Origin of the sequence: Bifidobacterium subtile, from assembly GCF_000741775.1 — a bacterium.
GTDB lineage: Bacteria > Actinomycetota > Actinomycetes > Actinomycetales > Bifidobacteriaceae > Bifidobacterium > Bifidobacterium subtile.
Genome location: NZ_JGZR01000016.1, coordinates 147,171 through 173,794, shown reverse-complemented (window position 1 = coordinate 173,794; position 26,624 = coordinate 147,171). Strand labels below are relative to the sequence as shown.

28 protein-coding genes are annotated in these 26,624 nt (G+C 60.1%); 18 read left to right on the top strand and 10 right to left on the bottom strand.

The genetic code is table 11. From position 1 onward, the window contains the following. Nucleotides 1-267: 267 nt before the first annotated feature. Nucleotides 268-729 (top strand): hypothetical protein, encoded by a 462-nt coding sequence (locus tag BISU_RS10495; protein ID WP_152599178.1) that lies wholly within the window; start codon nt 268-270, stop codon nt 727-729. On the opposite strand, the gene BISU_RS10490 is transcribed toward BISU_RS10495, so the two are convergent. Beyond that, nucleotides 704-1,996 carry a sensor histidine kinase gene (locus BISU_RS10490; RefSeq protein ID WP_024463576.1) on the bottom strand — a complete coding sequence of 431 codons (1,293 nt, stop codon included), beginning with the start codon at nt 1,994-1,996 and terminating at the stop codon, nt 704-706. The genes BISU_RS10495 and BISU_RS10490 overlap by 26 nt on opposite strands. Then, entirely contained in the window at nt 1,993-2,769 is a 777-nt protein-coding gene (locus tag BISU_RS10485; RefSeq protein WP_226839145.1) for a winged helix-turn-helix domain-containing protein, read from the bottom strand. The genes BISU_RS10490 and BISU_RS10485 overlap by 4 nt, the downstream gene beginning before the upstream one ends. Before the next feature lie 193 nt (nt 2,770-2,962). Here BISU_RS10485 and BISU_RS10480 point away from each other — a divergent pair, with 193 nt between their 5' ends. From BISU_RS10480 to BISU_RS10465, 4 genes are all read left to right on the top strand, one after another. Next, the gene (locus BISU_RS10480; RefSeq protein ID WP_024463574.1) at nt 2,963-3,364 is read left to right on the top strand and encodes a hypothetical protein; all 402 of its coding nucleotides are present in this window, start codon (nt 2,963-2,965) and stop codon (nt 3,362-3,364) included. Nucleotides 3,365-3,366: 2 nt separating this feature from the next. Next, nucleotides 3,367-4,329: a cytochrome c biogenesis CcdA family protein gene (locus tag BISU_RS10475; RefSeq protein ID WP_024463573.1), complete on the top strand. Its 963-nt coding sequence runs from the start codon at nt 3,367-3,369 to the stop codon at nt 4,327-4,329. Next, on the top strand, nt 4,286-5,143 hold the full coding sequence (locus tag BISU_RS10470; RefSeq protein WP_202805592.1) for a peroxiredoxin family protein: 858 nt from the start codon (nt 4,286-4,288) through the stop codon (nt 5,141-5,143). Before BISU_RS10475 ends, BISU_RS10470 begins: the two co-directional genes overlap by 44 nt. 301 nt (nt 5,144-5,444) lie before the next feature. Next, on the top strand, nt 5,445-6,038 hold the full coding sequence (locus BISU_RS10465; protein WP_226839146.1) for a YdhK family protein: 594 nt from the start codon (nt 5,445-5,447) through the stop codon (nt 6,036-6,038). 254 nt (nt 6,039-6,292) lie between these two features. Here BISU_RS10465 and BISU_RS10460 read toward each other — a convergent pair whose 3' ends face one another. Beyond that, complete coding sequence (locus BISU_RS10460) at nt 6,293-6,673, bottom strand: hypothetical protein (protein WP_024463570.1); 381 nt, start codon at nt 6,671-6,673, stop codon at nt 6,293-6,295. A 306-nt stretch (nt 6,674-6,979) separates the two neighbouring features. On the opposite strand from BISU_RS10460, the gene mutM reads away from it, so the two are divergent. The 3 genes from mutM to BISU_RS10445 all read left to right on the top strand — a co-directional run bounded on the left by mutM (nt 6,980) and on the right by BISU_RS10445 (nt 9,035). Next, a complete protein-coding gene (gene mutM, locus BISU_RS10455) occupies nt 6,980-8,113 on the top strand; it encodes a bifunctional DNA-formamidopyrimidine glycosylase/DNA-(apurinic or apyrimidinic site) lyase (RefSeq protein ID WP_024463569.1) in 1,134 nt (377 codons plus the stop codon). A gap of 284 nt (nt 8,114-8,397) precedes the next feature. Beyond that, nucleotides 8,398-8,658 carry an AbrB/MazE/SpoVT family DNA-binding domain-containing protein gene (locus BISU_RS10450; RefSeq protein ID WP_024463568.1) on the top strand — a complete coding sequence of 87 codons (261 nt, stop codon included), beginning with the start codon at nt 8,398-8,400 and terminating at the stop codon, nt 8,656-8,658. Further along, nucleotides 8,655-9,035, top strand: a complete 381-nt coding sequence (locus tag BISU_RS10445; RefSeq protein WP_024463567.1) for a type II toxin-antitoxin system PemK/MazF family toxin — start codon at nt 8,655-8,657, stop codon at nt 9,033-9,035. The genes BISU_RS10450 and BISU_RS10445 overlap by 4 nt, the downstream gene beginning before the upstream one ends. A 127-nt stretch (nt 9,036-9,162) precedes the next feature. Here the strand turns inward: BISU_RS10445 and BISU_RS10440 are convergent, their stop codons facing one another. Continuing rightward, nucleotides 9,163-10,449: an MFS transporter gene (locus tag BISU_RS10440; protein ID WP_024463566.1), complete on the bottom strand. Its 1,287-nt coding sequence runs from the start codon at nt 10,447-10,449 to the stop codon at nt 9,163-9,165. On the opposite strand from BISU_RS10440, the gene BISU_RS12690 reads away from it, so the two are divergent. From BISU_RS12690 to BISU_RS11775, 5 genes are all read left to right on the top strand, one after another. Further along, nucleotides 10,448-11,572 carry a LysR family transcriptional regulator gene (locus BISU_RS12690; RefSeq protein WP_152599181.1) on the top strand — a complete coding sequence of 375 codons (1,125 nt, stop codon included), beginning with the start codon at nt 10,448-10,450 and terminating at the stop codon, nt 11,570-11,572. The two genes, BISU_RS10440 and BISU_RS12690, sit on opposite strands and share 2 nt — an antisense overlap. 499 nt (nt 11,573-12,071) lie before the next feature. Then, a complete protein-coding gene (locus BISU_RS10430) occupies nt 12,072-13,451 on the top strand; it encodes an AAA family ATPase (protein WP_024463564.1) in 1,380 nt (459 codons plus the stop codon). Beyond that, the gene (locus BISU_RS10425) at nt 13,436-14,281 is read left to right on the top strand and encodes a tetratricopeptide repeat protein (RefSeq protein ID WP_024463563.1); all 846 of its coding nucleotides are present in this window, start codon (nt 13,436-13,438) and stop codon (nt 14,279-14,281) included. The genes BISU_RS10430 and BISU_RS10425 overlap by 16 nt, the downstream gene beginning before the upstream one ends. Nucleotides 14,282-14,493: 212 nt before the next feature. Then, nucleotides 14,494-14,760, top strand: coding sequence for a hypothetical protein (locus BISU_RS12685; protein ID WP_152599183.1), 267 nt, complete (start codon nt 14,494-14,496; stop codon nt 14,758-14,760). Nucleotides 14,761-15,096: 336 nt separating this feature from the next. After that, nucleotides 15,097-15,678, top strand: a complete 582-nt coding sequence (locus tag BISU_RS11775) for a helix-turn-helix domain-containing protein (RefSeq protein ID WP_051922018.1) — start codon at nt 15,097-15,099, stop codon at nt 15,676-15,678. Between the two features lie 189 nt (nt 15,679-15,867). Here BISU_RS11775 and BISU_RS13620 read toward each other — a convergent pair whose 3' ends face one another. Both BISU_RS13620 and BISU_RS10405 read right to left on the bottom strand, forming a co-directional pair. After that, the gene (locus BISU_RS13620; RefSeq protein WP_033502967.1) at nt 15,868-16,257 is read right to left on the bottom strand and encodes a recombinase family protein; all 390 of its coding nucleotides are present in this window, start codon (nt 16,255-16,257) and stop codon (nt 15,868-15,870) included. A gap of 36 nt (nt 16,258-16,293) precedes the next feature. Beyond that, nucleotides 16,294-16,629 carry a hypothetical protein gene (locus BISU_RS10405; RefSeq protein ID WP_024463558.1) on the bottom strand — a complete coding sequence of 112 codons (336 nt, stop codon included), beginning with the start codon at nt 16,627-16,629 and terminating at the stop codon, nt 16,294-16,296. A gap of 203 nt (nt 16,630-16,832) precedes the next feature. On the opposite strand from BISU_RS10405, the gene BISU_RS10400 reads away from it, so the two are divergent. From BISU_RS10400 to BISU_RS10395, 3 genes are read left to right on the top strand one after another with little or no spacing between them, the layout of a single operon-like run. Further along, nucleotides 16,833-17,696 carry a DNA-processing protein DprA gene (locus tag BISU_RS10400; protein ID WP_024463557.1) on the top strand — a complete coding sequence of 288 codons (864 nt, stop codon included), beginning with the start codon at nt 16,833-16,835 and terminating at the stop codon, nt 17,694-17,696. Beyond that, nucleotides 17,693-17,968 (top strand): TFIIB-type zinc ribbon-containing protein, encoded by a 276-nt coding sequence (locus tag BISU_RS13615; RefSeq protein WP_081672702.1) that lies wholly within the window; start codon nt 17,693-17,695, stop codon nt 17,966-17,968. Before BISU_RS10400 ends, BISU_RS13615 begins: the two co-directional genes overlap by 4 nt. Then, entirely contained in the window at nt 17,877-18,503 is a 627-nt protein-coding gene (locus BISU_RS10395) for an ArsR/SmtB family transcription factor (RefSeq protein WP_233419515.1), read from the top strand. The genes BISU_RS13615 and BISU_RS10395 overlap by 92 nt, the downstream gene beginning before the upstream one ends. A 565-nt stretch (nt 18,504-19,068) precedes the next feature. On the opposite strand, the gene BISU_RS10390 is transcribed toward BISU_RS10395, so the two are convergent. Continuing rightward, the gene (locus BISU_RS10390) at nt 19,069-19,422 is read right to left on the bottom strand and encodes a hypothetical protein (RefSeq protein ID WP_034533097.1); all 354 of its coding nucleotides are present in this window, start codon (nt 19,420-19,422) and stop codon (nt 19,069-19,071) included. A 200-nt stretch (nt 19,423-19,622) separates the two neighbouring features. Between BISU_RS10390 and BISU_RS10385 the strand changes: the two genes are divergently transcribed. Next, on the top strand, nt 19,623-20,387 hold the full coding sequence (locus tag BISU_RS10385; RefSeq protein ID WP_024463827.1) for an SDR family oxidoreductase: 765 nt from the start codon (nt 19,623-19,625) through the stop codon (nt 20,385-20,387). A 424-nt stretch (nt 20,388-20,811) separates the two neighbouring features. On the opposite strand, the gene BISU_RS10380 is transcribed toward BISU_RS10385, so the two are convergent. Continuing rightward, the gene (locus BISU_RS10380; protein WP_024463828.1) at nt 20,812-21,291 is read right to left on the bottom strand and encodes a Dps family protein; all 480 of its coding nucleotides are present in this window, start codon (nt 21,289-21,291) and stop codon (nt 20,812-20,814) included. 777 nt (nt 21,292-22,068) lie between these two features. Further along, complete coding sequence (locus tag BISU_RS10375) at nt 22,069-23,463, bottom strand: hemolysin family protein (RefSeq protein WP_024463829.1); 1,395 nt, start codon at nt 23,461-23,463, stop codon at nt 22,069-22,071. A 229-nt stretch (nt 23,464-23,692) separates the two neighbouring features. Between BISU_RS10375 and BISU_RS10370 the strand changes: the two genes are divergently transcribed. After that, nucleotides 23,693-24,835, top strand: coding sequence for an ATP-binding protein (locus BISU_RS10370; RefSeq protein WP_024463830.1), 1,143 nt, complete (start codon nt 23,693-23,695; stop codon nt 24,833-24,835). A gap of 834 nt (nt 24,836-25,669) precedes the next feature. Here the strand turns inward: BISU_RS10370 and BISU_RS10365 are convergent. Continuing rightward, nucleotides 25,670-26,356, bottom strand: a complete 687-nt coding sequence (locus BISU_RS10365) for a carbonic anhydrase (RefSeq protein ID WP_024463831.1) — start codon at nt 26,354-26,356, stop codon at nt 25,670-25,672. Nucleotides 26,357-26,624: the final 268 nt, after the last annotated feature.

Here is a 26,624-nt window from a genome sequence, read left to right as displayed (position 1 = left end):
AGGATGCCGAATCGTGCGCTTTTCGCTAGCGGATAGCGTACACAGGGTATGCGAGAAGGCTCCATGCGGCCTATGCGTATGGTTCCGTATGCGGGTTCGCGATGTATCGGGGATGAAGGCATCCTGCTCCTCGTCCTCATTTCTTCATAAAGACTTCATGCAGCCATCGTCAGCGTTTCATGCTAAGTGGCGAGACTGGTTTCAGTCGGCGATAATGCCGGCGAACACCACGATAGCGACACAGATGCGGAGACGATGATGAATCATATGGACCACGGGCCAATGAAGGGCTCGATGAAAAGCCATATCCTCTGGATGGCTGGCGGGGGCGGCGTGCTGCTGCTGATTTTCCTGGCCAGCGGATTCGACTTCCAAGCGGCTTTGCCTATTGCGCTATCGCTAGCCTGCCCGCTGGGTATGGTCGGCATGATGATCGTCATGGGGCGTTCGATGCGCCACGACAATGCTCGCGACGACGTTCAAGCTCGCGACCACGACCATGAGCACAGGCATGAGATTGCGGGCACCCGCCCAGAAGGCCGAGAGCAGCAGCTGCCATCCCGCTCTCCGGCATTTCAGACGGCTGCGTTGCCGGAATCCGAGTCCGCAACCCGCCCAATGGCGGTAGGCGGCGCGCATGCGCACAGCTTCCAAAGCCAACCAGCGGCGGCTTTCCCGCACGATTCCAGTGCCGACGAGCCGTTCAGCGAATCGGAAGCGTCATCGTGAACGTCGCCCCCTTGCCGAGGCCTTCGCTTGCCGCACGCAGCGTCCCATGATGGGCCGCGACCAGTTGCCTCGATACGGCGAGTCCGATGCCGAATCCTCCATCGTGCCTGCTGCGCGCCGTTTCCACGCGGTACAGGCGTTCGAAAATGCTGGAAAGCTGGTCTTCGGTCAGCCCTTTCCCGTTGTCTGTCACCGACAGCGACGCGTTTGCGCCTTGCCGTACGACTGTGACCCGCACGATACCGCGTTGCGGGGTGGCGGATGTGGCATGAAGCGCATTGTTCAGCAGATTGCCGATGACTTGCAGTATCCGCTGCCTGTCGGCGGTCAGCAGCACTGGCTCGCACGGTTCGAGCGCAAGCTCGACGCCGCGGTTCGAAAACGGTATCGCCATCGAATCGACGGCATCGCGGGCCGCTTCGGCAAGATCCATCGGCTGCATCTCATAGGAGAGGCTGCCTTCCTCGGCGCGGGAGAGCAGGCTGAGATCGTCGGACAGCGTGACAAGCCGGCCGGATTGGGTATGCAGGACGCGGCGGGAATCATCCAGCGTGGCGACGCCGTCGTCCAAGGCCTCCATTTGCGCGGCGAGAATGGACACGGGCGTCCTGATTTCGTGGGCGAGGTCGGAGAACAGCCGTCTGCGATGCGCTTCGGTCTCTTCGAGACGCGCCGTCATCGCGTTGAATGATTCGATCAATGCGGACATATCCTCTCCCAGCGCTGTCCGTTCGACGCGCATCGAGTAGTTGCCTTTGGCGATCTCGCGCGAGGCACCGGCGATGCGCGCCATCGCGGCGTTCAGCTGGCGTGAAAGATACAGCGAGGCCCCGGCGGCAGCGGCTATGCCGACCAGCAGGGATATCCCCAGCGAGATGCCGTTGGCGACCCGCGCCGCGATGTCGACATGCTCCATCACATTGGCGTCGCCCGCAGCCGTGAGCCCTGCGGAAAGCTGGGCGTCGTGGATATGCTGCTGCAGGAGCCACGGGCTTACCAGCATATTCGTGACGGCGGTCGTCGACACCGCCAGCCCGACGACGATCAGCATCGAAAGCAGGAAAATGCCGCCGAACGAGCGCGGCATGAGGCGCCTGAGCCGGCGACTGGAGCCCGGTTGCGTGCGATTGGCGTCCTGGTAATGATTCGCAGCGTCGCCCGCAGAACCATTTGCAGCGCCATCCCCGGCATCATTCCCGGCGCCGTGCGGCCGTGATTCATTCCACTCAGACGAATCATCCAGTGCAGCGTGTTTTCTCGGCATCATCCCGCCTCCATTCGGTAGCCCACTCCGCGTACCGTCTGGATGATCTTCGGCCCCGAACCGTCCGGTGCGCCCAGCTTTTTGCGCAGATGCCCGATGTGCACATCCACCAGCTGGTCGTCGCCTATCGCAGGGCCTCCCCATACGGCTTCCATCAGCTGCTCGCGCGTGAATACCCGCCCCGGCTGGCTCGCCAGCGTGGCAAGCAGGTCGAATTCGGTTTTCGTCAGCGCGATCGACGTGTCGCGGCGGGTCACGGTCCGCGCCGGCGGGTCTATCGTGACGTCGCCGACGGCAACGGCCGAGTCCGAAGAGTCGCCGTTGCCCGCCGTGCCATGATTCGCGCCGTTTCTCGGGCGCCTGAGCAGCGCCTTCACCCGTGCGACCAGTACACGCGGGCTGAACGGCTTGGTCAGGTAGTCATCCGCGCCGACCGACAGGCCGATGAGCTCGTCGACCTCCTCGACGCGCGCCGTCAGCATGAGAATATACGCATCGCTGAACGTACGAACGCGCCTGCACACTTCGATGCCATCGATGCCGGGAAGCCCGAGATCAAGCACGATTACGGACACTGCGTCGTCTCTGGCCATATCCACCGCGTCCAAGCCATTGCTGGTGACAGTGACGCCGAATCCCGCCTTCTTGAAATACCCGGCGAGAATCGTCGCAAGGCTGCTTTCGTCCTCGACGATCAGCACCGTCCCCTTCAGCAGCTGCGCCTCAGGTCCTGCATTATCGGCGGGCATCGAGATCCTTCCTGCATACGCGATCATTGCTCCCATTGTATTGCCGGCGAACGCCGCAGCTTGCCCCAGGCTATGCGATGCTTGCGATCTTCATGAAAAGTTTATGAAGCCGCTATCCCTTCTCCATGCACGGCACATAGCGTCGTTGGCAATGCCGCATCGCCGGGCAGCACACATGCCCGGCGGCGAGCCGCCACGATTCAACCAAAGGAGAACCCCCATGACAGACATACTCATCGTCGAGCGCGAAGGCTGCGTCGACTGCGCGAACGCCAACGATCTTTTCGCCCGTCTTCAACGCGAAGGCGTGAGTCTGAACGTGCGCCACGTCAAGTCCGACGAGCCCGTGGGCAGGAGAATCATAGAGGAGATCGCAGCCGTTGAAGTGCCGATTGTTCTCGTGGCCGGGCATTATTTCGCGCAGGGCGCGATCGATGAAGGCAAGCTGCGCCAGCGGATCGCCCAGGCCGGGCAGCCAGATGGCGAACGAGCGGGCGCAGCACATGCGGATTCCGCGCAGCCAAGCGCTGCGTCGTCTCATGCCGAGCAACCGGTTCGCGCGGCGGGCGCGACCGACGCGCATGCGGCGCGGGCGCATGATTGTGGCTGCGAGGCTGCCTGAGCATGGGGGCGCTGCTTTCCACTGGCGGGCTGATAGCCGCGTTCTTCGCCGGTTCCATCGCACTGTTCGCTCCGTGCTGCGTCGTATTTCTGCTGCCCGGGTATCTTGCCGGGGCAGTGAAAAACCGGCGTTGGCGGCTGATCCCGCTGACCATCGTGTTCGCTTCAGGGCTGGCCCTGGTGGTCGTGCCGATCGCTGCCGGAGTAACGATGATCTCATCGTTCATCGCTGCCAATCACACGGTCCTCTTCATGCTGGGGTCACTGCTGATGGTGGTGTTCGCAGTGCTGTCGGTGTCGGGCCGCATGTGGTCGATGCCATCGTTCATGACTGCGCCGAACCTGCATGGCGGCGGGTACGCGGGCTTTTTCGCATTCGGCGTGTTCTCGGGAATCGCCTCCAGCTGCTGCGCGCCGGTGCTTGCCGGAGTGCTCACGCTTTCCGCCATTTCCCAGTCGCCCGTGCAGGCCATCATTCTCGGCCTCGCCTATGTGCTGGGCATGGTGTTCCCGCTGCTGCTCATAGCGTTGGCATGGGATGCCTTCGATCTGGGTCGCAGGTCGTTCACGCCCAAACCGCTCACGTTGCGGCTGCTGGGCAGGACTGCGCACACGAACATCATCAACCTCTGTGTCGGTGCCGGATTCCTCGTCATGGCGGTGCTGATCGGAGTCGTCGCCTTCAGTGGGGAGATGCCGACCGGGCACCAGCAGCCGCTGGGGTTCCTCGGCACCTGGATAGCAGACGTAACCGCCCCGATCGCACGCGCGACGGCAGGCATGCCGATCATTATACAAGGGATATTGCTGATCGCGCTTGCCGCTCTCGTAATAACCGCGGCGATCATAATCCCCCAGCGCAAACACGACACGGGCGACGAGGACGCGGCCATCGCCTCGATACTCGAACACGAACACGACCATGACACGCACGGAGCAGGAGCGGATGAGCAGCAGGAATCATAAAACGACCTCGAGCGCGAAAGGCAATCAGCGATTGAGCAATGCCGGACAGACGCGGGCCGCTAAGCAAGGCGCTGTGCAAAACGCCGGGAAGAACACGGGGAAGAACACCGGGCGATCACAACGCGCCAGTTCCCAATCGGGCTCCGGCGCCTACGCAACGAAAGCACGCGCCGCGAGCAATCGCGCAACGCAATACAGCCGCGCTGCCAAGTCTGAAATCCGCAGTCAGAGACGCGGCGCAACGATTCTCGGCATCATTGTCGTCTTCGTCGTCGCCGCCGTAATCTCCGCCATCGTTTACGCGTTCGTACTCAATACGCGCAGAAGCGCCGCCAGCGCGCCCTCGGACATCGCTCTCGTAGGCCAGCCCGCCCCTGATTTCTCGCTCGAAACTACCAATGGCCGGCAGGTCTCCCTCGCCGATTTCAAAGGCAGGAAGCCGGTGTTGCTCTATTTCAGCGAGGGAGCGGGCTGTCAGGCGTGCATCACGCAGATGAAAAGCATCGAAGGTGCGCAGGCGAGCTTCGCGCATGCCGGGCTGAGCGTCGTTCCGATTGTCATGGATTCCCGCGAGGACATCATCCGGGCGATGAAGCAATTCGACGTGGGCACGCCCTTCGCACTCGACGACGGGACCGTTTCGAAAGCATACAAAACATTGGGAACTGGCATGCATGCTGACCTGCCCGGACACGGCTTCGTGCTCATCGACCGACAGGGTGTGGTCCGCTGGGCGAAAAACTATCCCAGCATGCGAGTCGACCCCCAGGATCTTCTCAGCGTGGCGCAGACGGCGTTGAAAGCGCACAATTAGATTCTGGCTCATGATCTTCGTCGTATCATTCCGCCAAGCTATAGCAGTTTATTTGACTTATACCCCCTAGGGGTATATGCTGGAAGCAGGCTGTGCAGGACTGGAAAAGCTATGGGGTATGGCAGCTGCGGCCGGGCGTTGGGTGGTCGGGTGGATCTGCGGCTCACGTCCTGCCTGAGTCTAAGGCGGCTGCGCATGCTGCTGTTCTGCAGACGACGCGCCTGCAGCGCGGGTTGGCGCCGACATGGCAGGAGTCTCGAATGAGACGCGGCATAGGAGACAAGGTAAGGAGCAAAGCACAATGGACATGCATATGCATAGGAAACTGCGATTCGCACTCGTTGCAACAGTAGTCGGGGGAGCGCTCTCGCTTGCTGGTTGCGCGAGCGGTCAGGGAAGCACGGCTTCTTCGGCCCCTTCGGCGTCGTCGCCGGTGTCGACCGGGCAAGGCGGGCATGGCAGCATGGACCATCCGATGGATGGCGGCCCGGTGCCCGAGGGCATGGTAAAGGCCGCTGACCCGAAGTATCCGGTAGGGAGCGAAGTGACGCTCACCGCCGGCCACATGCACGGCATGAAAGGTGCGAAGGCGACTATCGTAGGCGCATACAAGACCTATACGTACGCCGTCAACTACACTCCTGCGGGCGGCGAGCCTGTGCGCGACCACAAGTGGGTCGTGCAGGAGGAGATCGAGAACGCCGGCAGCAAGCGCCTGGCTGATGGAACCGAAGTCGTGCTATTGGCCGATCACATGGAGGGCATGAAAGGCGCGAAGGCGACCATCGCGTCCTCCACCGACGAGACCGTATACGTCGTCAATTACACGGCTGACGGCATGACCATGACCAACCACAAGTGGGTCGTCGAAAGCGAAATCAAGCCTGCGAGCTAATGCATTCGCCAGGCAAGAGATAATGAGATGATGCCGCTCGATCGCTTCCGATCGGCGGCATCACTCCTGAATATTCATATCAAGTATTGCCGGGCGAACTGTCAACCCCGTTCCGCTCGGCAATACTCAACTGTGTCGTTGATTACCGGCCTGCTGGCGATGTCGTCTGTATCGATAATCGAGGATTCCTGTGTGCCTGGGCACTGGTGCAGGTCCGAAGATGCGAGTTTCGGATTCGCAGCCGCTGCGGGCGCTCAGTCGTCCTGATCGTCTTGGTAGTCATCCTCAGCGATTTCCTGGTCGGCATGATCGTACTGGTCGTGACGATACGCCCATTCGCTTGCCACCTCTTCATCATGCTCCCGCAGGGCGGCTTTCACGCCTGCCTTGACGATGGCCCGGTAGAAGAGGAACGCGAGGAAGAGCAGAACCGATGCGAAGCCGAATGCAAGCAGCGTGTCACTGACGCTTTTCTTCTCTTTTTTTGACAACGGGAGTGGGTTCTTCGACTGTGCCGTCTGTGCGACGTCGCGCAGCGTGGATTTGAGATTATCCGCCTGATTGCTGAATTGATCGCCAAGCTGATCGCCGATGGCACCAATGTTCAGGTCGTTGAGCTGCTTCTGCAATGTCATGGTTGCCTCCCTAGTGTGTATCGGATGTCGGCATCATTGCGACCGCTAGGGCCTCAGTGCCGAACCTTGTGCCTATCATCCCATAATCCGGCTGCCGCTGCTCGTAATTGCGAGGTGCCCTTACGACGATTTGACTTGGCTTGGCTGAGTTTCCAGTGTTCCGCGCCGATGCAAGGCGCATGCGGACTACGCTGCCAGCGCAGTCCGCAGCTACGGAAGGTGGCATAAGAACGGGGTATCTTGCGAATGGTCGGCGCGAGGAGCTTTGCCGTGTAATGACATCGGCAAAGCGGTAGGGTAGGGGCCATGCCAGAGCTACCAGAAGTCGAAACCGTGCGCCGCGGCCTGGCGTCCCACATCACGGGCGCGGTCTGTACAGGCGTTGATGTGATCGACGAACGCATCCTGAGACGGCACGGTGCTCCTGCGGCGCCGCACCCTTCGGGCAGTGAATTCGCCAGCAGTCTCGAAGGGCGTCGGATTGTCGCTGTGCAGCGGCGCGGGAAGTTCCTGTGGATGCCGCTCGTCGAGCTTGGTTATGGCGTGCAGACTGCACGGCCGTTGAACGTGCAGACTGCGTGGCCGCCGCAGTCGCAGCCTCCATCCGAGGCGCTGACGGCGCATCTGGGCATGAGCGGCCAGCTGCTTCTGCGCGAATCTGGGGCGGTGCAGGAGGCGGTGTCTTCTGTGGCGTCCGGAAACCTGCTGCGAGGACCAATGCTTCCCATGTCATCGGTCGATCCACAACAAGGCCCGGCGGTTTACGCTCAATCCCGCGATGTGCAGCAGGGAAACACAAGATCCGCTGAATTCGGTGACGATAGGCGCTCACGCATGGCACAGGCTCTTGCCGGCCCCCATGTACGCGCTCGGCTGGCGCTCATCCGGGAAGATGAGCGGCCTGTCGAGCTGTCGTTCGTTGACCAGCGCATCTTCGGCCGGCTCGCGGTCGAGCCGCTTGCGGATGATGGCCGTGGGCGGTTGGTGCCCAGCAGCGTCGCCGCCATCGCGCCGGATCCGCTGGAACCAGCATTCGACGAAGACGCAGTCATCGCCCGCATGCGAGCATCGCGGGCGAGCGCCAAGTCGTTGCTGCTCGATCAACGACTGGTTTCCGGAGTGGGGAACATCTACGCCGACGAGGCCCTGTGGCGCTCGCATATATATTGGGCGCGGGCCGGTCACGACATTGCGGCGCGTACGCTGCATCGGCTGCTGGCATCCGTGCGCGAGGTGTTCGCAGAATCGCTCGCCCAAGGCGGCACCTCATTCGACTCGCTGTACGTCAACGTCAATGGCGAATCCGGCTACTTCTCGCGCAGCCTCAACGTATACGGCCGCGCAGGCAAGCCATGCACGCGGTGCGGCACTCCAATCCGGCGCGAGCGCTTCGGATCGCGGTCGTCATACTATTGTCCGCGCTGCCAGCGGCGGCGCTGAGCATCGGTGAGCATCGGTGAGCGGCGAGGACGAGGAACTATAGCATCAGCTTGACAGGGCGGGAGATACTATAAATTTCCCCCAATTACCCCGCATTTCTTTTCGCAGCTTCCGAGGCCATCCGCGGAAGCTGCGAATGCATCCCCCATCGACGGCTACGAGGTATCAGAATGACCCAAGTGGAATGAAGTGTAGTCGGCACCCGCAGTCGGGCAGGGCTGCTTGCGCAACCCATAATGTATATACTAAGATATACATACTATCGATTGTAGGAGGTGATGAATATGGCTACGCTGACACTGAGCAAGTGGGGTAACGCCCAGGCCGTGCGCTTGCCGAAGGACATGCGCGAACAAGTGGGCATGGCCGATGGCTCCCGTGTCGAGGCGACCGTTAAGGACGGTGTCATCGTGCTGCGCCCGATTCGTACGAATGTCAGGGTCATCCGGGTTCCGCGTCTTGCCGATGTGTTTCGCAATCGCACCGAGGAGTATAAGGCCACGGAGGAACTCACGGGACCGGCCGTAGGCAGGGAAGCTCTATGACCTCATGGGAATATGGAGATGTCCTCCTGGTCGATCTCGACCCGTCAAAAGGTCACGAGCAGAAGAAGCGCCGCCCCGTAGTCGTCGTAAGCAACGACGACTACAACCGCAATTGCAGCATGACTGTTGTCATTGCCATCTCGCACGGACGCGGCGACTTCGAACTGCATCTGCCCATCGCAGCCGTCCAACGAGAAGACGGCAATGGCTGGATCGATGGTTACGCACAAGTCGAGCAGATTCGCGCCTTAGACCTTGAAGAACGCAACCCTGCCAGAATCGGCCGCCTCAAAGACGATGACATGGACCAGATCACCGGAGCTCTTATCAGCTGCTACATCCAGCCCGAGATGATGATCATCCCGAACTACGCGTAGTGATCCGATGGAGTCGGAGGTTGCTTGATCTCGCTGGGTTGTGGGCGTGGTCAAGCCGCTGCTTGCCGTTGCCGACTGGACCATCTGGGTTGTCTCGCCGGATGGGCGATTCCTATGCTGGCGGGTTCTATAGTGATTCTTCGCGTTGGCGGCGATGAAAATGTGAGGCAACGATTGCGAGCGCAAAGGTGAGCAGTAGCGCTGCAATTGCTGTGATCAGAAAAACCGCTGCGTAGCGATTTGCTGCGATGGCGGGTGCGGTGAGGCTGGTGAGTACGCCGGCGCCGAGGAACACCGAGCAGGCGAAGAAGGCGACGGTGGTGGAACGCGCTGCCGGAGCGACTTCGGTCACCCAGGATTGCAGGCCGGAGTGGAGCAGGGCGTTGGACAGCCCGACCAGAACCGATGTGATGATCACGGTGGGAATCGACAGGCGCAGACCGGCGATGAAGTAGGCGGCTGCCAGGATGAGAGCTCCTGCGATCATGATGGGCAGGCGTGGCAGCTGGCGCACAAGCACTTTGTTGAGCTGGGATCCGGCGATTACTGCGATGCCATAACCTGCGGTGAGGCTGCCGGCGAGCCGCGGGGAGACGCCAAGCGTTTCGATGGCGGGTGCCAAATAGGTCAACGTGCCCAGCAGCAGCCCGCCCTCGACGAATCCGAGGGTGTAGAGAGCGAGGGGCCGAGGCGCGAGGGCGGTTCGCAAGGAGGTGAGGAAGGGGAGAGCCTGGACGTTCTCGGTTGAGGCATGATGCGGGTCGGTGGGTCTTTGGCGATAGAGCACAAGGAAGCAGCTCGCTGCTGCCATGCATGTCAATGCCACAACGACGCGCCAGTTGGTGGCCGTGGCGATTGCGCCGGTAACTAAGGTGGCGACAGTCGTTCCCAGCGCGGACGAGGCTTGCAGGTCGGAGATCGCCTGGCCGCGCTGGGTCAAGGACGTGGTGTCGGCGATGAGCGTGAGAAGCAGCGGGTACAGTCCTCCGACGCACAACCCCATCGCGGTTCGCGCCGCAACCATCATGGGTAGCGTCCAGGCGAGAATGGTGGCCAGACCGGTCAGCGTGGTTCCGGACAGGGCGATGAGCAGCGCGCGTCGGCGGCCCTGACGCTCGCCCAGAATTCCCCAGATCGGCTGGCCTAGGCCATAGGCGATTCCGTAGGCGGCGATCATGGTTGCGATTGTGGCGAGGGATGTGCCTTCCTGAACGCTCATGAGGACCAGCATGGGGGAGGCGGCGAACCGGTCGAAGAAGGACAGAAAAGCGATGCCATAAAGCAGCCAGCGACGGGTAGGCCGCTCGGTAGCGTGTGGCTGCTGACCGGAATGCGATTGCTGGGCATGCAGGGGTTGCTCAGGGTGCGAAGATTGCGAAGTTGTTGGTTCTGAGATTATTGGTTTCAGCGTCATGGGTTGCAATGTCATGGTTTCCATCGTCGCTGCTCATATATTATGTGTCAAAGACCTAGAAGTATCCTCTGCTATGCTTTTGAGGCATGGATATACGTGTGCTTGGCTATTTTTCGCGGTAAGCGAGGAGCGGTCTTTCAGCGCGGCCGCCGCACGATGCCGGGTGGCCCAGCCCTCATTGAGCAGACAGATCGCCGGATTGGAGCGTGAGCTGGGCGAACGCCTGTTCATTCGCAGCCGAGATGGTGCCGCGTTGACGGAAGCGGGAGAGACGCTCGTCCCCTATGCGCGCGCGGCGCTTTCCGCGATTGAGCATGCCCATGACGCATTCGCCGAACGAACCGGACTGCTGACGGGAACCCTGCGCATCGGCGTTGTCAATGGCACTGCCAATACCCGAATCCCGGCCTGCGCGGCGGCGCTGCATCGCGCCCATCCCGGAGTGCGCATCACGATGGCCGACGGAACCAGCCGCACGCTGATCCAAGCCGTGCGCACTCGGGAGCTCGATCTGGCAGTCGCCGTGAGCGAAGTGACGCCATTGCCCGAAGATCTCGACAGCATCACCGTGATGATGGATGAGGTGGTGGCAGTGGCTATTTCGGGCGGTTTCCCTCAAGCGTCCGGGGTATCATGGCCGGACCTCGCGGGGTGCCCCATCATCAGCTACACGCACGAATCCGCATTGGCCGAACTCGTCGACGCCGCGCGTGGAGACCATCGGATCGACCTGATATGCGCGACCAACGACCCGCTCCTGCACGTGGCGATGGCCCGGCAGGGCGCGGGAATCGCACTGACAGCGGCCTCCATGCTCCCTGCCGCTGTCAATTCTGCCGCTGCTGACTCTGCTTCTGCCGCCTCTGCCGCATCCGTTGCTTCTTCAATTCCTGCTGCAGATACCTCTGCCGATGACATCTCGAGCTTCAGCGTTTCTGACACTGCTGCAGACGTAGCAGCCTCGATTGGCGCGATCGATGGGGCCAATATGCACAACGAGCTGGGTATCAGACACTTCAATCCGCCGCTCACGTTCCGCAAACGTCTGATTTGGAGACGCGGTGCCGCCTCCGGCCCGTCGATACGCGCATTTCTCAATCAGGTGTCCAAGTCTGACGCCTGAGACACGTGCATAGGAGCACCTAACTGCCCACATAACTGGCAGAATTCGGCCGCACCCCAAGGCGCATCTCAGGCTTAGCGTCCGTTTTGTAGCGCTAGCTATGTCCTGACGCTACAATCCTGCCGCTGACGAAGCCTTATAGACCGTTGTGTAGCGACAGGCCATCATTAGCGCTACAAAACGGACGCTCATCGAAGGAGGTACGGCACCATGCCCACACTCCTGCGCACCGACGGCCGAATCGGATTTCATTCGTTGCCAGTGCGAGCAACGAACGTTCGATGAAGGCATCTTCGAGTGTCAATGTGTGCCATTACGATTCGAAACGACAATGCTTTAGTGGCGTATGAAACACTTCGGGGCATCAGAGCTGTCACTTTGGATGTCGATATGTCCTCTGTTTTGTGCGCATGTAATTCTCGTGAGTGTGTGGCTCGCGCTCATTCGCTCGTAGTTTGTGCAGTGAGTTTGTGTGATTATAAGAGACCGGGGAAGAAATATGGCAGAGACGAATGCACTGATTGTTGGACTGCGCACAGCAGTCGCTGCCGCACCTGAGAACGGTGCCGTGCGCGTCGCACTTGCCCGGGCGCTCCAGCAGGCCGGCAATGCAGACGAAGCGCGTATCGAAGCTGCCACCGCATTCGCATTGAATCCAGAGTTGCAGGCTGCCGCGGACCTCATTGTCGAGCTGAATACGAGCAACGGTGCGGACGGCACCACTACGCCACATGTCTCACGGCAAGACGTGTCTGAACCCACCACTCAGCCAGCGGCAGAACCGGCGTCGGAATCACCCACGGCATCACAGCCGCCTACCGCCTCGGTATCTGACCAAGGAACATCCGCGCAATCGTCGTCAGCTGAAGTTGCGCAAACTCCGGCCCGGCAAGTCCCGCCTGAGTTCGACTGGGCAAAGGCTGAACAAGAGATCGACTCTGAGATTGGCCCGGCGTTTCTGGCTTCTGAGACTGATGACTCGGAGGCGCCAATCCCGTATGCGGCAGATCTCAAGCGCGAGCAGCTCACCCTAGCCCAGGTGGCGGGTCTCGACCAAGTCAAAAAACGCATTCAGCAGACATTTCTCGACCCTATTCGCAACCCGAGAATTGCCAGGATGTTTGGTCGCAAAGTGGGCAGCGGCCTGTTGCTGTACGGCCCTCCCGGCTGCGGCAAGACGTTTGTGGCACGTGCCATCGCAGGCGAGCTGGGGGCAACCTTCATGCCGATTTCACTGGCTGACGTGCTCTCTAAATGGATTGGCGAGTCGGAGAAAGGGGTTGCCGCAGCCTTTGAGGCCGCTCGTGCGCACACCCCGGCGGTGCTGTTTTTTGACGAGGTGGATGCGATCGGCGGCAAACGCTCCAGTTACGCCGGCTCCGGGTTGCGCCCGGTGGTCAACCAGCTGCTCACCGAGATGGATGGCGTGGTTGCGTCAAACGACGGGGTGTTCGTGCTGGCGGCAACGAATGCGCCGTGGGACGTTGACTCGGCTTTGCAGCGGCCGGGGCGTTTTGACCGGGTGCTGCTGGTGACCCCGCCGGACGCCGCTGCCCGGGAGCAGATAGTGCGCACCGCTCTTGCGCAGGTGCCGGTGAATAAGATCGATGTGAAAAAGATCGCCTTCCGCTCCGAGGTTTTTTCAGGCGCCGATGTCTCGGAGCTGTGCTCCACGGCAACGCAGAGCGCAATGGCCGACTCAATTCGCACCAATGTCATCCGCTTGGTCGATATGAACGATTTTGAACTCGCATTCAACGAAGTGCATTCGTCGATTGGCCCGTGGATGCAGTCTGCGCGCAATGTGGTGGAGTATGCGAATCCGAATGGCCAATATGACGATCTCGACAAGCTGGTGCGGTCGTGGAAGACTCGCTGAACCCTGGTGACGACGCTGCCCCAGCGCAAGATCCGGTTGCCCGGGTTATGGAGCAGGTGCAGCTGCTTTTCGACGCTGGTCGGTGGCAACAGGCGGGTGAGCTGCTGCTGCAGAACTTGCAGCTCTACCCGCAGGAGGCCGAGCTATATGCAGCGCATGGCTTGGTGCAGATTAACCACTTCAAGGATGCGAAAGGCGCGGAAGAGGCAGCCCGGAGCGCGTTGCGATACGATGAAACGAATTATCGTGCCTATATCGTTTTGAATGGTACTTTGGCCTCTCAAACCCGTTACGATGAGGCGCTCGCGGTCTGCGACACGTTCCAAGAGCTGTATCCACACGATTCGCAGCCGTATCTCTGCCGGGCCTGGACAGAACTTGGCCAAATGCAATATGGCTCATTGTCCCGTGCTCGGCGGAAAGAAGTCATCGACGCGGCTGCGGAACACATCGCGCAGGCGCGCGGGATCGACCCCACCGATGTGAGACTCTTGGAGCTATCTGCCCAGATTGAACAGGTGATAGGCCTGCAATGGTCTGAACAGGACAAAGACCGCAAGAAGCGCGCGCAGGAGTTTATCGATCAAGGGCTTGCCCTCGACCCACAGAACTCTTCCCTTAAGATATTAGACGCGCAGCAGCCGTCGAAGAGCAAGCAATCAGCGCAGATGCTGGCAGGAGTCTTGGGCAGCGACCCGCAGAATGCCGACGCTCAGGCTCAGTTGAATCTGATGCTGGTGTTGCGGTTGGGCAGAATAATCATGTCTTCGTTCTGGGTGCTGATCTTCTGCTATGTGCATGTTGCAGTGCCTCGGGGCACCGCCATTTAGGCATTTCCAACATCATGCTAATTGGGGTGGTTGCCGGGTATGTGTCGGTCTGGGGGCATACGCTGAAGCGTTTCAAAAGTGGCCCGCCACGGTACTTGTGGAGGCAGTTGAACCGGTGCAAACCGGCCTATTTCGGTCTCGGGGTTGTGTGCGCGGCAACACTGTTCGCGTTATATCTGAGCTTGGATTTTACTGGGGTCGATAACACGGCAATGGCGGCTTTCGATGCTCAGCAACGCATGACCGCACTGTTGTGGCGGCTGGCGGTGCTCACCCTTGGGTATGGCGTTGGCGCTGCGATCGTCGCCAGCGGCGTTCGGCGCAAGATTGCCCACCAATCTATCGTAGTTGAACCATATATTAGCCTACCCTTCAATCAAACGTGCTATGTGGTTTTTGGCTGGGCTGGCATGATGGTTGCAGTTCTTGTCTTCTTGGTGATCAGCCAGTTCAACGGGCAATTGGCGTGGCAGTCATGATGGTTCTATGCACTGTGCGGAGTGGCGATTGCAGTGCCGCTGATTTGGCTCTATCACGTATATTTTGGTTTCATCTTGGATTGTAGGCATGCAGCTGCAAATCAGACGAATGCCAACTCATAGTGTCTGCGCCTCAGTCTGCATCAACTGCATCAGCTGCATCAAGAATAAAGTCTCAACTTGGCATATGTATCGCATCTGCGTCGATTGCTGCATGCGCATTGATCGAATCGGACCTGCTGCTGTCGGCAGATGCGTACGGTACAGATGGATATCACCCCGTGGTGAGCGGGTGTCAAGCTGTCGCACTGTTTGAAGATGTGAGCGTTGATCTCCATGAAGAGCCTCGACTCCGAAATACAAAAACTCGCCCTCCGCCATAAAGCGGAAAGCGAGTCGGGAAATCAAACTTCATTCGTTGCCAGTTTGAACAACGAACATCTGGTGGTCCTCTGTAGGAGCTTCTCAAACCAGTCGGTGGCGTTGAAGTCGTTGATCTCCCGGACTTTGCGCGGCAAACGGGCCATCGCGACTCGTTCGTCGAAGTCTCCACGGAACGATGTTCGGGGCCCGATGGCCGAGAAAACACTCCAGACTCAAACTCGTTTGAGCTACCCGAGACGTCAAGAACTCCTCACGGCCTACGCTGCTGGGACGCCTGTCAGGCAGATCGCGAGAGAGTTCGGCATCCACCGGAACACGGTCACGACGATCGTCAACAGCGAAGGAGCCCCAGTGAGGAGGCCGCGAATCTCGTCGGAGGCCAAAGCGCAGGCCCTGCCGCTCTACGAAGGTGGTATGAGCCTTGCCGAGGTCGCCAAGGAACTTGGCATCAGCTCTGCGGGAGCGCGCGCCATCATTCGCGATGCCGGAGGAACAATGAGGCCTGCGGGAATAGTGCGTCACCCGCAGCATTAGCGGCAGCACCGTCACTCATGCGGAAGGGCCACCGGGATGTCCGTCTCGGTGGCCCTTCCGCTGTGGTCGCTATGGCATCACTCGTCTTCAGGTGGCGCCCATTCAATGTCTGGATAGTACGTGGCGAGCGGCTTCACGATCACCGCGTCAACCTTGCGTTCCCGCTACGCCATCTGCTCGTCATCGAATTCAGGGGCGAAGTCCCCGTCGCGGTTGCTCTGTTCCACAGTCCGTGAGCACGCGCATGAGGCCGAGGACCGACCGCTGAGTGTCAGTCAGACGGCCTTCGCCAACGATGTACAGCAGCACGCCGACCTCGTCGAGGGTCGTCATGACTCGTCCAAAGGCATCGAAGGCACGGCCGAAACGGTTAACGTCTCTGACGACGACCGCCGAGACGTTGCCGCCACGGGCCAAGGCAAGGAGCTGGTCGAGGCCAGACCCGGGATGACCGTCGTCGTGGAACTCGCCCACGACCTCGAATCCGGACTCGGCAGCCAAGCGCTTGCAGTCTGCGCACTGCGCCTGAAACAGTCCAGCGTTCGGTCGCGCATTGCGCGTATAAATCGCGGCATACATCAGATGGCGCTCGCTTCTACACGATGACGCTGAGCGCTATCCTCCTGTCGCCGTGCCCGGCGTCGGGCGGCGAACTCGCGGGCGCGGGCCCGCAAAAAGCAGAACGATGCTGATGGGCCCCAGCCACAGCATCTTGAACCCCGACCACACGCACAGCAGCACCAGCAGGTTCAGCCAGCCCGGCGCCCCATTGGCGAGCAGGGTGGTCAGCCAGTAGGCGGCGGCGAAGTAGGGTGCGGCCAGCAGCATGGCGGGCACGCCCCACTTGAGGCCTTGGCGGGTGCGGATCAGGTCGCGGATGACGTTGGTGGGCATCCAGCGGCGCAGGAAGTCGTGGATGGCGATGCTGGCGGCAAATAGAAGGCGGATCATGGCAGTGCTCCTCTCTTCACGCACGGGTATCCATCGAGGTGGTGCGCTAGAGAGTGACCCGGAGGGTCTGCCGCGAACGGCCCAATGTGAAGGAGAAAGACACCTCACTTTCGATTCTACGTGAGGCCTGCGATCTGCGGAACCCTTCGCGGGTGTTCTGCCGTGTACCTGTCCGGTTACTGTCAACCGGAGAGGAGCCCCCCATGGACGCCGTGGCAGACCAGGTACGAGACGAACGCGCCGCGAGGATCATCCTGTCGATGATCGCCGAGCCCGCCGACCCCGCCACCGGCGGCACCCTGCGCGAGCATGGCGGCATCGAGACCCTGCGGCTGGCGCAGTCCGATAGTCCGATTCCCGACATGGACGCCATGAGGACCAGGGTGTGGCGCGAACGCCTCGCCCCCAAACTCACGCCCGACGTGCTGGCTCGGGTGGATGGCTACCGGCAGGGCGGCATGGCCGCGCTCATCCCCGGCGACCAACACTGGCCGACCGCGCTGGCTGACCTGGGCGACCGGGCCCCGTACGTGCTGTGGGCCAAAGGCGCGGCCTCCCTGCTGTCCGGGTCGCTGTCGGATCGGGTCACGATCACCGGGTCCAGGGCCGCCACTCATTATGGGGAGCATGTGGCCGGCGAGCTGGCCACATGCCTGGCGAACGCGGAGCGGGTCATCATCGGCGGCGGCGCGTATGGGATTGAGGCGGCCGCCCACCGTGGTGCGCTGACGGCTGGCGGCCAGACGGTGGCCGTGCTGGCCGGCGGCATCGACCGGCGCTATCCGGCGGGCAACGCGGAGCTGCTGGACAGGATCGGGGATGTGGGCCTGCTGGTGTCCGAACGGCCCCCGCAGTCCGCGCCGACGCGGCAGATGTTCCTCGCCCGCCACCGACTCATGGCGGCAAGTCTTGCGGTCAAACCAACTGGACACGCCGCCCTGTTGTATGAATATATGTTCACATGTACCATAGTTTTCATGGCCACAATGGTGGTCCGTTGTCATCACTGCAAAGTGGATGACAACAAGATGAGAACCAATATGACGAATGGATGTGAAAGATCATGAAGTGTCCTACCGACGGAACACCGCTGGCGCTCTCTGAACGCAGCGGCATTGAAATCGACTACTGCCCCGAGTGCAGGGGGGTCTGGCTCGACCGAGGCGAACTGGACAAGATTATTGAACGTGCGGGAGATGGTTTCGGCTCATCGCCCTCGACGGGCTACGGCGATCAAAGAGACCGCCATGGCTCTAGTCGAAATGACCACCACGGTTCTACCCGCGACGGATATGGTCAACGTCGCCGGGGAGGTTGGCTCGGTGACTTGTTCGATTGACATGGACACTCATCTCCACAACGGTGCAGATCACCGCAGGTTGGTGAGTATCTCATTGATCGAAGGGCATGATCACGACCAAGCATCATCTGTCGGCGGTTCTAGTGCGACTTCGCCGACGCACAGGGCCATACACCGCGAACTACACGATTGCACTGTCGGCACGGTCGATCTCGGAATCCAAGAGCTGAGGGAATCCATCCCCGAAGAGAGACAAATTGTGAATGTCGCCGACATTTTTTCGCTGCTCGGCGATCCTGCTCGGCTGCGCATTCTCATCGCTCTGAGCGTCAGGAGGCTTCGCGTGTGCGACCTCGTCAAGGTCGTCGGCGCCAGCGAATCCTCCGTGTCACACGCGCTGCGCATCCTTCGTGCTCATCGCGTCGTCGACGTGATTCGAAGAGGCCGGGAGGCGCACTATGCCCTCGCCGATTCCCACGTACGTGCGCTCCTTGAACTCGCTATAGACCATGTGAATCATTCCCCACTGACGCTACACGCAGACAGCAATCACGATCACACATCCGATTCTTGAACGAGTGCTTTCGTTCATGGATGTCGTGGACGAAAGCACTCGTTCACAGAGAGACCGACCGGCGGCATCACAGACCGTCGCGACTCATCGCCAGACTCATCAACGTCGCTACGTACCTCCCTCAGGCGTGCCCAATATGGTCTTCGACGTGAGCGTAAAGAGATATACTTAGCGGTTCGGAACTCACGGCAGAGGGGCTGCGACACCCAGAGAAGCGCAGCCATTGACACCGGATTCTGGAAGTCCCAGGCCTGCTTCTCGTTGGTGACGGCGGTGCCGCAGAACCGACGAGTTGTCCGGGGTCATGCGTGCTAGCGACGAGTACGATGTCACCGTCCGGCACTTCTGTCACGAGGAAGACAACGCACACTGGCAAATCACCAACTTCGAATTCGTTCACCTCGTTATCTTCAATTGCCTCGACCAGCACTTCAAGGATGAGGCAACACCAATACAGTAAGAAAGCTGTTACGAGGTATCCCGGACTTCGAACTCAGAGATGTCGGCTATGCAGCCAGCAAAAGTTATCCTCAGCCCATGGCCAGTACTCGTCGTCGAACTAGATTCACAGAATTCGTCCAATATGCCCGACGGTGTCGATTCGACGTGCATCCGCAGGAGGATCACTTGTCAGGCGCTCAGCCCGCGCGAGTGACGTTCTGGCACGAATCGCGTCGACTTTCTGCTTCACGTTCTCCGGTTGCGGGCCGAGGGGGTGCTGGCTGTCGGTGATCTGGTAGCGGTCGCGGTACGCGGCGACGGTGCGAGCGGCGGTGAGCCATGCCGTCTGCTTCCTGGGCTCGTCGGGTTTGGGGCCGAGCCGTGCCGTCCATGGTTCACCTGCTGTGATGGCGGCGTCGAGGAGGGTGGCGGCGCGCTGCTCAATGAGGTCTTGTCGTTCTGTCAGGGCTTGGCGCATGTCGGGGTCGGTGATGTTCTGGGCTTCGGGGTTGCGCCCTGGGAGCCGTTAAGCCGTAAAATTCGGTAACAGAATAATCCTGCGATAGTCGTGATACTACTGTGGGAATCGAATGCGACGTTATTGAGATACAGCGCTATTCGCTTTTGAAGCGATTACAGAAGTCCCAAGATTGAACAAGATTGAAGGAGGTCCGGCATATGACGGAAACAACGAAACGCGTGGTGGTGACCGGCGCATCCAGCGGCATCGGCGCGGCGACTGTGCACGCGTTGGTGGCGGCCGGATGGAGCGTGGTGGCGTTGGCTCGCCGCGAAGACAAGCTCAAGGAGCTGGCCGAGGAGATCGGCTCGGCGGTAAGCTATGTCGCCTGCGACATCACCGACGAAGACTCGACTCAGCAGGCCGTGGACACGATTGTTCAGGGCGGCGGAGTCAAGGCCCTAGTCAATTGCGCCGGCGGCGCGATCGGCAAGGACGCAGTGGCCGAAGCCAGCCTTGACGACTGGCGCAACATGTACGAGCTCAACGTGATCGGCACGCTGCGCATCACGCAGAAGCTGCTGCCGACGCTGAAGGCTGCGCCCGGCGGCGGCACGGTGCTCATTGTCTCCTCGACCGCAGGCATCGAGCCGTACGAGGGCGGCGCCGGGTACTGCGCCTCGAAGTCGGCCGAGCGCATCATGGCGCGAGTGCTGCGGCTTGAGCAGATCGGCCAGCCGCTGCGCGTGATCGACATCTCTCCGGGACTGGTCAAAACCGACGAGTTCTCCGTCAAGCGCTTCAGCGGCGATGCCGCCAAGGCCGCCGCCGTGTACCAAGGCGTGCCGAACCCGCTCACGGCCGACGACGTCGCTGAGTCTATTCGCTGGGCGCTCGACCAGCCCGACACCGTCGACATCGACTCGATCGTGGTGCGCCCCCGCGCCGAAGGCTCCTACACCAAACTCTACCGCGAGAGCTGAGAAGGTTTCGGCTTCTTCGTTTCTGATCCTCGTGCTGTCGTCACACAAACAGGTTGGTTTGCGTGACGACAATACGAGGACCAGCGCGTTCTAGTAGCTAGCGTAAACGCCGCGTTAGCAGTCTTCATTCGTCCGATCTCAGTCGAAGCATCCCATTCTTCGCGATGCTGATATAGCAGCAATACACCACAATAATCCGATAAATTATTAAGTATGAGTCCGATAAATTGTAAAGTAGAAGGCCAAAGCTTGCATTTCCGGTGACAGTAACCGTGTAATCATGACATAGCAGCGGGGTGGGGCCAGCGAATCGAATCGCTGGCCCCACCCCGCTGGGAAACTGCGGCGGTGCAAGTTTCACCTCACAATGTGTAACTTGCACCGCCGTTTATATGCTCGCACGTTTATACGTGCAACGAGCGGCTCACACCAAGTGGCTGCGCATGAACCACTGGAACTTTTCGAGATCCTGCACGTGATCCTGCACGATGTTCGAGCTGATCACGTCAAGTTCGTCGAGCTCCTTGATGGCCTCGCGGTCATCGGCGATGAGCTGGTCGTAGAAGTCGCACAGCGCCTTCAGATAATCCGTCGTGGAGTGGCGGCCGGTCAGGTCCACGCCCTTCCAGGTGCGATTGCGCAGAATCGCGTCGGGACGGCCGTCCGGGCTGCCGCCGAGGGTGGCGATGCGCTCTGCCGTCTCATCGGCCTGATTGCGCACGATATCGATCTGCGGATCGAGCATCTCGTGCACGCCGATGAAGCTCGGGCCGGTCACATTCCAATGCGCGTGCTTGAGCACCAGGGACGCTTCCTGCTCCTGGCTCAAACGATTCTGCAAAATGGAGACGATCTTCTCGGAGGCAGCCTCGTCCAGTCCGGGAACCACAAATTCAAGTGCCATAATTCATTCCTTCCTGTCAATGAACACAGTACTTCCATCCTAGCGGTCTTGGCTGTGGCTGCGTGCAGCCACGCCCGCTATCGTGCGAACTTCGCATTCGGCGAAATCCGGCATTTGCCGGTTTGTGGCCGTGTAAGTGCGATTTCGTCAAACAGAGGACGAAAGGCGACATGTTTTCCTCAGCATCTGGTGATGCGGCTGCTATGGCTGTCATTTAGTAAGCACATTGATGTACAAAATCGCTGATACGCGGTTTCGAGATCTTTCTTATACGCACAGAAATGGCGGAATACCAATAATCGTGCGAAGGTCTTTAGGTCGCATACTTTCGTAACTGCTTAATAGACGAAAAAACTGCTGAATAGATGAAAACAACGATTGCGGCATGGGTTGCGCGAGGAAATACTATGGGCGCAAGGTGAAAACTGGATGAAGATGCTGTCACACCATTGAGTAAGCAGATTTTTCGGCTATTAAGCACTTCGCCAAGTAGCCGAGAAAACGAGCATACTGCGTTTTGTTGCAATTCCGCCATTTCTGTGATTTGATATCCGACCAATACGGGGCATATGCCACGCAATTTTGCAAAATCTGCTTACTAAATATATGAAGGACGTGCGGTGCGGAATGAGAGCTCGCGGGTTTTGCAGACAAGGAGGACGCTCGAACTGCATATATCGTTGCAAAGTCGGGGTTTGCGCCTGTCGATTAGCGCTTGGTAATTAGCACCCGCCCGAACAGATGCGGATCGACAGGCGCATGTGCCAGCAGCTCACGTCACGCCTTGGTCGGTGCCTGCTCCGCTGTGGGATGAGCAAAAGCAGCGGAATTAGCAGAAGCAGTCAGAATCTGGTCATTCGCACTTCCCGCATCGCCGACATGCTTGCGCACTTCCAGCGTTTCGATGCGGCGGTGATCGACCTCGGTGACGACCATATCGTAGCCGTCATCAGAGTGCAGCACCTCGCCCACGGCCCCCATGCGGCCGGTGTGGGCTAGGAAGTAGCCGGCGACGGTCTCGTACGGGCCGTCGCCCAGTTCGATGCCGGTCAGATCCGCGAAGTCCTCGATGGTCATGCCGCCGTCAATCGTGGCCACGCCGTTGACGAACGCGCCCGGAGCGCTGCCGTTGCCGCTGTGGCGCGGCTCCTCGGGCAGGTCGTATTCGTCGCGGATGTCGCCCACGAGTTCTTCGGTCATATCCTCCAAAGTGACGATGCCATCGGTGCCGCCGTATTCGTCGATGACGACGGCCAGATGGATGCCGCGCTTGCGCAGCAGGCTCAGGCTCGGCAGGATCTTCGAGGTGCCGGGCAGCGCGATGCCCTCGCGGGTCACGTCGGCGACGGTGCGGGCGTTGGGGTCGCGTACATCGAGCAGATCGCGCACATGCACGAAGCCGAGCACATCATCGAAATCCTTGCCGGTGACCGGATAGCGCGAATACGGCATCTCGCGCACGTAGGCCGCGGCCTCGGCCAGCGGCTGCGCGCCATCGAGGAAGACCACGTCGGCGCGCGGGCGCATGACCTCGGCCACGATGGTCTCCGAAGCGTCGAATACATCGTCCAGAATCGTGCGCTCGTCCATGCTCAGCCGCGAATTCGAGTTGACCAGCACGCGCAGCTCCTCGTCGGAGACCTCGCTTTCGGTCTCGTTGGGGTCGAAGCCGAGCAGCCGCACAATGCCGTTCGTGTTCTTGCCGATGAGCCAGATGATAGGTTTCGTGATTTTGGCGAAGGCGTCGATGGCGGGTACCACGGCGCGCGCGATCTGCTCGGTGCGCTGCATGGCGATGCGCTTGGGCACCATTTCCGAGATGACGATCGAGCAGTAAGAAATGATCAGCGTCAGCACGATGGTGGTCAGCGGCGCCGCCGCGTTCTGCGGTACGCCCCAGCCCACGACGACCGGCACGATGAACGGCGAAATCGAGGATTCACCGAAGGATGCCGACAGGAAGCCGGACAGCGTCACGCCGATCTGCACGGTCGAGAGGAAGGTGTTCGGGTCACGCGCGATTTTGGCCACGCGTGCTCCGCGCGCATCCTCCAGCTCCATCTGGTCGAGCTGCGAGCCGCGCAGACTGACCAGCGCCAGCTCGGTGCCGGAGAATATGGAGCCGAGCACGAGGAAGACGAAAATCAGAAGGATGTTCAAACCAAGAGGCATGAACTCCACTCTAGGGGAGTGCCCGGTCTTTGGGGTGTGGCTTTGGACCGGTTTGGCTGCCAGCCCAGCCTTCAGCGAGAGAGTACATGATGGTATGTAATCGTATATTGTAGTATGTAATCGTGTAATATGGTATGCATTCGTGGTATATGGTGTGCAGCGCGTCATGTACGCAGGGTATGGGACGTACGGCTACACAAGCTACACAAGTCACACAAGGAGGCGCAATATGGCAGCGGAAGCCAATCCATTCAAGCCGACGGCTGGCAAGATGCCGCCCATACTCATCGGACGGCAGACGATTATCGATGACTTTTCCGAATCGCTGAAAAACGGCGTCGGCGCGCCGGGGCGCATCATGCTCGTCACGGGGCAGCGCGGCTTCGGCAAGACGGTCATGCTCACCGAATTTCGGCGCATCGCCAAGGCGCAGCATTGGGAGACCATCGCGGAAACTGCTTCTCAAGGATTGGTTGCGCGGCTGGTGGCGGCGCTGACGCCTGAAAAGTTACGGCTTGACGAGGCGGAAATCAGCCCGACGGTGGCTGTCCCAGGCATCATCTCCGCCAGCCTCGGACAGGCGCATTTCTCCGCGCAGACCAGTCCGTTGACGCTGCGCAATGCGCTCAACGAATGGCTCGGCAGTCGAAAGATCGGCAAAGGCAAAGGCATTCTCATCACCATTGATGAGACGCAGGCCGCGTCGCGCGAGGATCTTGTGGCGATTGCTACGGCCGTGCAGCACGTCATCATCGACACCGACGAAAGCGATACGCCTGATGCCGAGAAGAAGGGCGTCGCCATCGTCTTCGCCGGGCTGCCGTACATGGTCAACGATTTGCTTGATAACGAAGTAACGACGTTCCTGCGCCGCGCGTTGCGACGTGAGCTTGACAATGTGCCGCTGCCGGACGTCAGAAGCGCATTCGTCCAGAGCGTCGCTGAATCCGGCAAAACCATCAGCAATGACGATGCGCTCGATGCCGCCCGTCGCTCGGAGGGCTACCCGTACATAATGCAGCTCGTGGGGTATTACATGTGGCAGTCCGCGCAGCGGCGGGGCTCCGCTGTCATCACTGCTGACGACGTGAACGCGGGGGCTGGCGATGCGATGCTAGCCTTTGAGGATGCCGTATGCGCTCCGGCATTGAATGGCACGACGGGTGCTGAACGGCTGTTTCTCACTGCGATGGCTGAGGACTCGCCGAATCCCACGAGAGTGGCTGACATCGCCGAGCGTACGCGTCGAAGCCGCAGCTGGGTGGGCAAATACCGCGCAATCCTCATCAAGGACAAGCTCATCCGGCCGGCCGATCACGGTTACGTGGAATTCGCCGTGCCGCATCTGGGCGAGTACTTGCGTGCGCTTTAGGCGGCGTACGGTTTATGGTCTGCGGTTCGCAATTTGCGGATTACGATCGACGACTGCAATCCGTGATATATCGTCGACAATCGGTGTTCAGCGTCGTCTTTTGCACGCTAACGTGAGGCTGGCGTACGAAATGTTACATAATGGACCTGTAAAACGTTACAGTTTTTACGGCAGGGTCCAACTACCGTAAGAAAGGCGACGCAAGTGAACGGTTCGCCGGCAACGGCTTGCAACCAGCAATCTGTGGTCGGGCGGTTCACAGAGCACAGGAGCGGCAATGACTGTCCCTCTTCATCTATTAAGCAGATTTCCGCGTATGGCCGTGTCAACAGGGTCTTCACAGACATTGGCATGTACCCATAATCGGCGGAATGCCGCGAATCCGTGTCGAAGCATGACGGGCTTGTACTTTCGCAAGTGCTGAATACGCGAAAAAAGTGCTGAATAGATGAAAGTAGTGCCGGATTGTGGTGCCGATGCCGCGATTTTCGTGGTTGCCGCCGACGCGACCGCTGTGGGCGTCTATTCAGCACTTTTTTCGCGTATTAAGCACTTCGCCAAGTAGCCGACGAATTCGCCATAGCGCGTTTTGGCGGAATACCGCCATTCCCAAGAGTCAGCAAAGGGCCGTCTGAACATGCAAATCTGTGTAATCATCCCAGATGTGCTTAATAGATGTGCCTACCGGTCGCACGCACCCTTAACTGCCTGCAAAAGTGATACATCGCGGCGGTATAGCCATGACAGCGGCATGCACAGGCAAACCGAACACGGTGAAATGCTAAGCGGCATAATGCTCTTACTCGCATATGGCCGTTTCGTCGTCTGGATCGCTTAGAACGACAGGACTTCGACTTTGCCGTTGGTGACCTGGTAGCGGGCGCCGACGATGGTCACCCGCTGCTCGGCGATGGCCTGGCGGATGGTTGCGGAGCCGCTGACGAGTGCTTCGATGGTGCGGGCGACGTGCACGCGCTCGAAGTCGTCGGTGCTGGTGAGGTCGGATTCGCGGGCGGCCTGAATCGAAGCGCCGACTGAGCGCGTGATGATCGAATCCGATTCGGCGATGGTCTTGGCGAGATCGGTCTGGCCGGCACGAGTCGAATCGTCAATCAGCGTCTTAAGCTGGGCGACCGTCGAGGCGACTGCGCCGCAATGCTCGTGCCCGAGCACGACGAGCAGGCTGACCTTGAGCGCTTCCACGGCGAATTCGAGCGAGGCGACAACCGCATCGTCGAGCACTTCGCCGGCCGTGCGAATCGTGAACATATCGCCCAATCCCTGGTCGAAGACGATCTCGGGAGGCACACGTGAATCTGAGCAGGAGAGCACCGCCGCATCCGGATGCTGCGCGTCGATGAGCGATTCGCGCGTCTCCTTGTCTTGCCACGGGTGCTCGGCATCGCCCTGCGAGAACCGGCGATTGCCGGCCAGCATGCGGCTCCACGCGGCCGTGGCCTTCGCTTCGGTCAAGTCGGATTGCTCGGATTGTTCGGGTTGCGCATCGGGTTCGTCGGTCATGGCTTTCCTCTCATTCGGCACATCGCGTCGTTTTGGCTTGTCGTCGTGTCGGCTATTGTCGTATCGTCAATTGCGGCCGTTCGTGCATAGCCTTTCGCCATGATAGTCGCGCACGAATATAAATGATGTAAACAATCACAATCAGCGCGGGTCCACCACGCCCAGCCTAGGCGCACACCGTCGCGAACCTCTGCATACGAATCCCGCAGCCCCCTCCCCCAAAAACCTAAAACCCCAAAAAATCGCGCGGGGCGGGCCGGGAACCCGT

Coding starts and splice junctions, on each gene's coding strand:
- BISU_RS10495 (WP_152599178.1), top strand. CDS start 268: ATGGACCACGGGCCAATGAAGGGCTCGATGAAAAGCCATATCCTCTGG.
- BISU_RS10490 (WP_024463576.1), bottom strand. CDS start 1,996: ATGATGCCGAGAAAACACGCTGCACTGGATGATTCGTCTGAGTGGAAT.
- BISU_RS10485 (WP_226839145.1), bottom strand. CDS start 2,769: ATGATCGCGTATGCAGGAAGGATCTCGATGCCCGCCGATAATGCAGGA.
- BISU_RS10480 (WP_024463574.1), top strand. CDS start 2,963: ATGACAGACATACTCATCGTCGAGCGCGAAGGCTGCGTCGACTGCGCG.
- BISU_RS10475 (WP_024463573.1), top strand. CDS start 3,367: ATGGGGGCGCTGCTTTCCACTGGCGGGCTGATAGCCGCGTTCTTCGCC.
- BISU_RS10470 (WP_202805592.1), top strand. CDS start 4,286: ATGACACGCACGGAGCAGGAGCGGATGAGCAGCAGGAATCATAAAACG.
- BISU_RS10465 (WP_226839146.1), top strand. CDS start 5,445: ATGGACATGCATATGCATAGGAAACTGCGATTCGCACTCGTTGCAACA.
- BISU_RS10460 (WP_024463570.1), bottom strand. CDS start 6,673: ATGACATTGCAGAAGCAGCTCAACGACCTGAACATTGGTGCCATCGGC.
- mutM (WP_024463569.1), top strand. CDS start 6,980: ATGCCAGAGCTACCAGAAGTCGAAACCGTGCGCCGCGGCCTGGCGTCC.
- BISU_RS10450 (WP_024463568.1), top strand. CDS start 8,398: ATGGCTACGCTGACACTGAGCAAGTGGGGTAACGCCCAGGCCGTGCGC.
- BISU_RS10445 (WP_024463567.1), top strand. CDS start 8,655: ATGACCTCATGGGAATATGGAGATGTCCTCCTGGTCGATCTCGACCCG.
- BISU_RS12690 (WP_152599181.1), top strand. CDS start 10,448: ATGGGTTGCAATGTCATGGTTTCCATCGTCGCTGCTCATATATTATGT.
- BISU_RS10440 (WP_024463566.1), bottom strand. CDS start 10,449: ATGACGCTGAAACCAATAATCTCAGAACCAACAACTTCGCAATCTTCG.
- BISU_RS10430 (WP_024463564.1), top strand. CDS start 12,072: ATGGCAGAGACGAATGCACTGATTGTTGGACTGCGCACAGCAGTCGCT.
- BISU_RS12685 (WP_152599183.1), top strand. CDS start 14,494: ATGGCGGCTTTCGATGCTCAGCAACGCATGACCGCACTGTTGTGGCGG.
- BISU_RS11775 (WP_051922018.1), top strand. CDS start 15,097: ATGAAGAGCCTCGACTCCGAAATACAAAAACTCGCCCTCCGCCATAAA.
- BISU_RS13620 (WP_033502967.1), bottom strand. CDS start 16,257: ATGTATGCCGCGATTTATACGCGCAATGCGCGACCGAACGCTGGACTG.
- BISU_RS10405 (WP_024463558.1), bottom strand. CDS start 16,629: ATGATCCGCCTTCTATTTGCCGCCAGCATCGCCATCCACGACTTCCTG.
- BISU_RS10400 (WP_024463557.1), top strand. CDS start 16,833: ATGGACGCCGTGGCAGACCAGGTACGAGACGAACGCGCCGCGAGGATC.
- BISU_RS13615 (WP_081672702.1), top strand. CDS start 17,693: ATGAAGTGTCCTACCGACGGAACACCGCTGGCGCTCTCTGAACGCAGC.
- BISU_RS10395 (WP_233419515.1), top strand. CDS start 17,877: ATGGCTCTAGTCGAAATGACCACCACGGTTCTACCCGCGACGGATATG.
- BISU_RS10390 (WP_034533097.1), bottom strand. CDS start 19,422: ATGCGCCAAGCCCTGACAGAACGACAAGACCTCATTGAGCAGCGCGCC.
- BISU_RS10385 (WP_024463827.1), top strand. CDS start 19,623: ATGACGGAAACAACGAAACGCGTGGTGGTGACCGGCGCATCCAGCGGC.
- BISU_RS10380 (WP_024463828.1), bottom strand. CDS start 21,291: ATGGCACTTGAATTTGTGGTTCCCGGACTGGACGAGGCTGCCTCCGAG.
- BISU_RS10375 (WP_024463829.1), bottom strand. CDS start 23,463: ATGCCTCTTGGTTTGAACATCCTTCTGATTTTCGTCTTCCTCGTGCTC.
- BISU_RS10370 (WP_024463830.1), top strand. CDS start 23,693: ATGGCAGCGGAAGCCAATCCATTCAAGCCGACGGCTGGCAAGATGCCG.
- BISU_RS10365 (WP_024463831.1), bottom strand. CDS start 26,356: ATGACCGACGAACCCGATGCGCAACCCGAACAATCCGAGCAATCCGAC.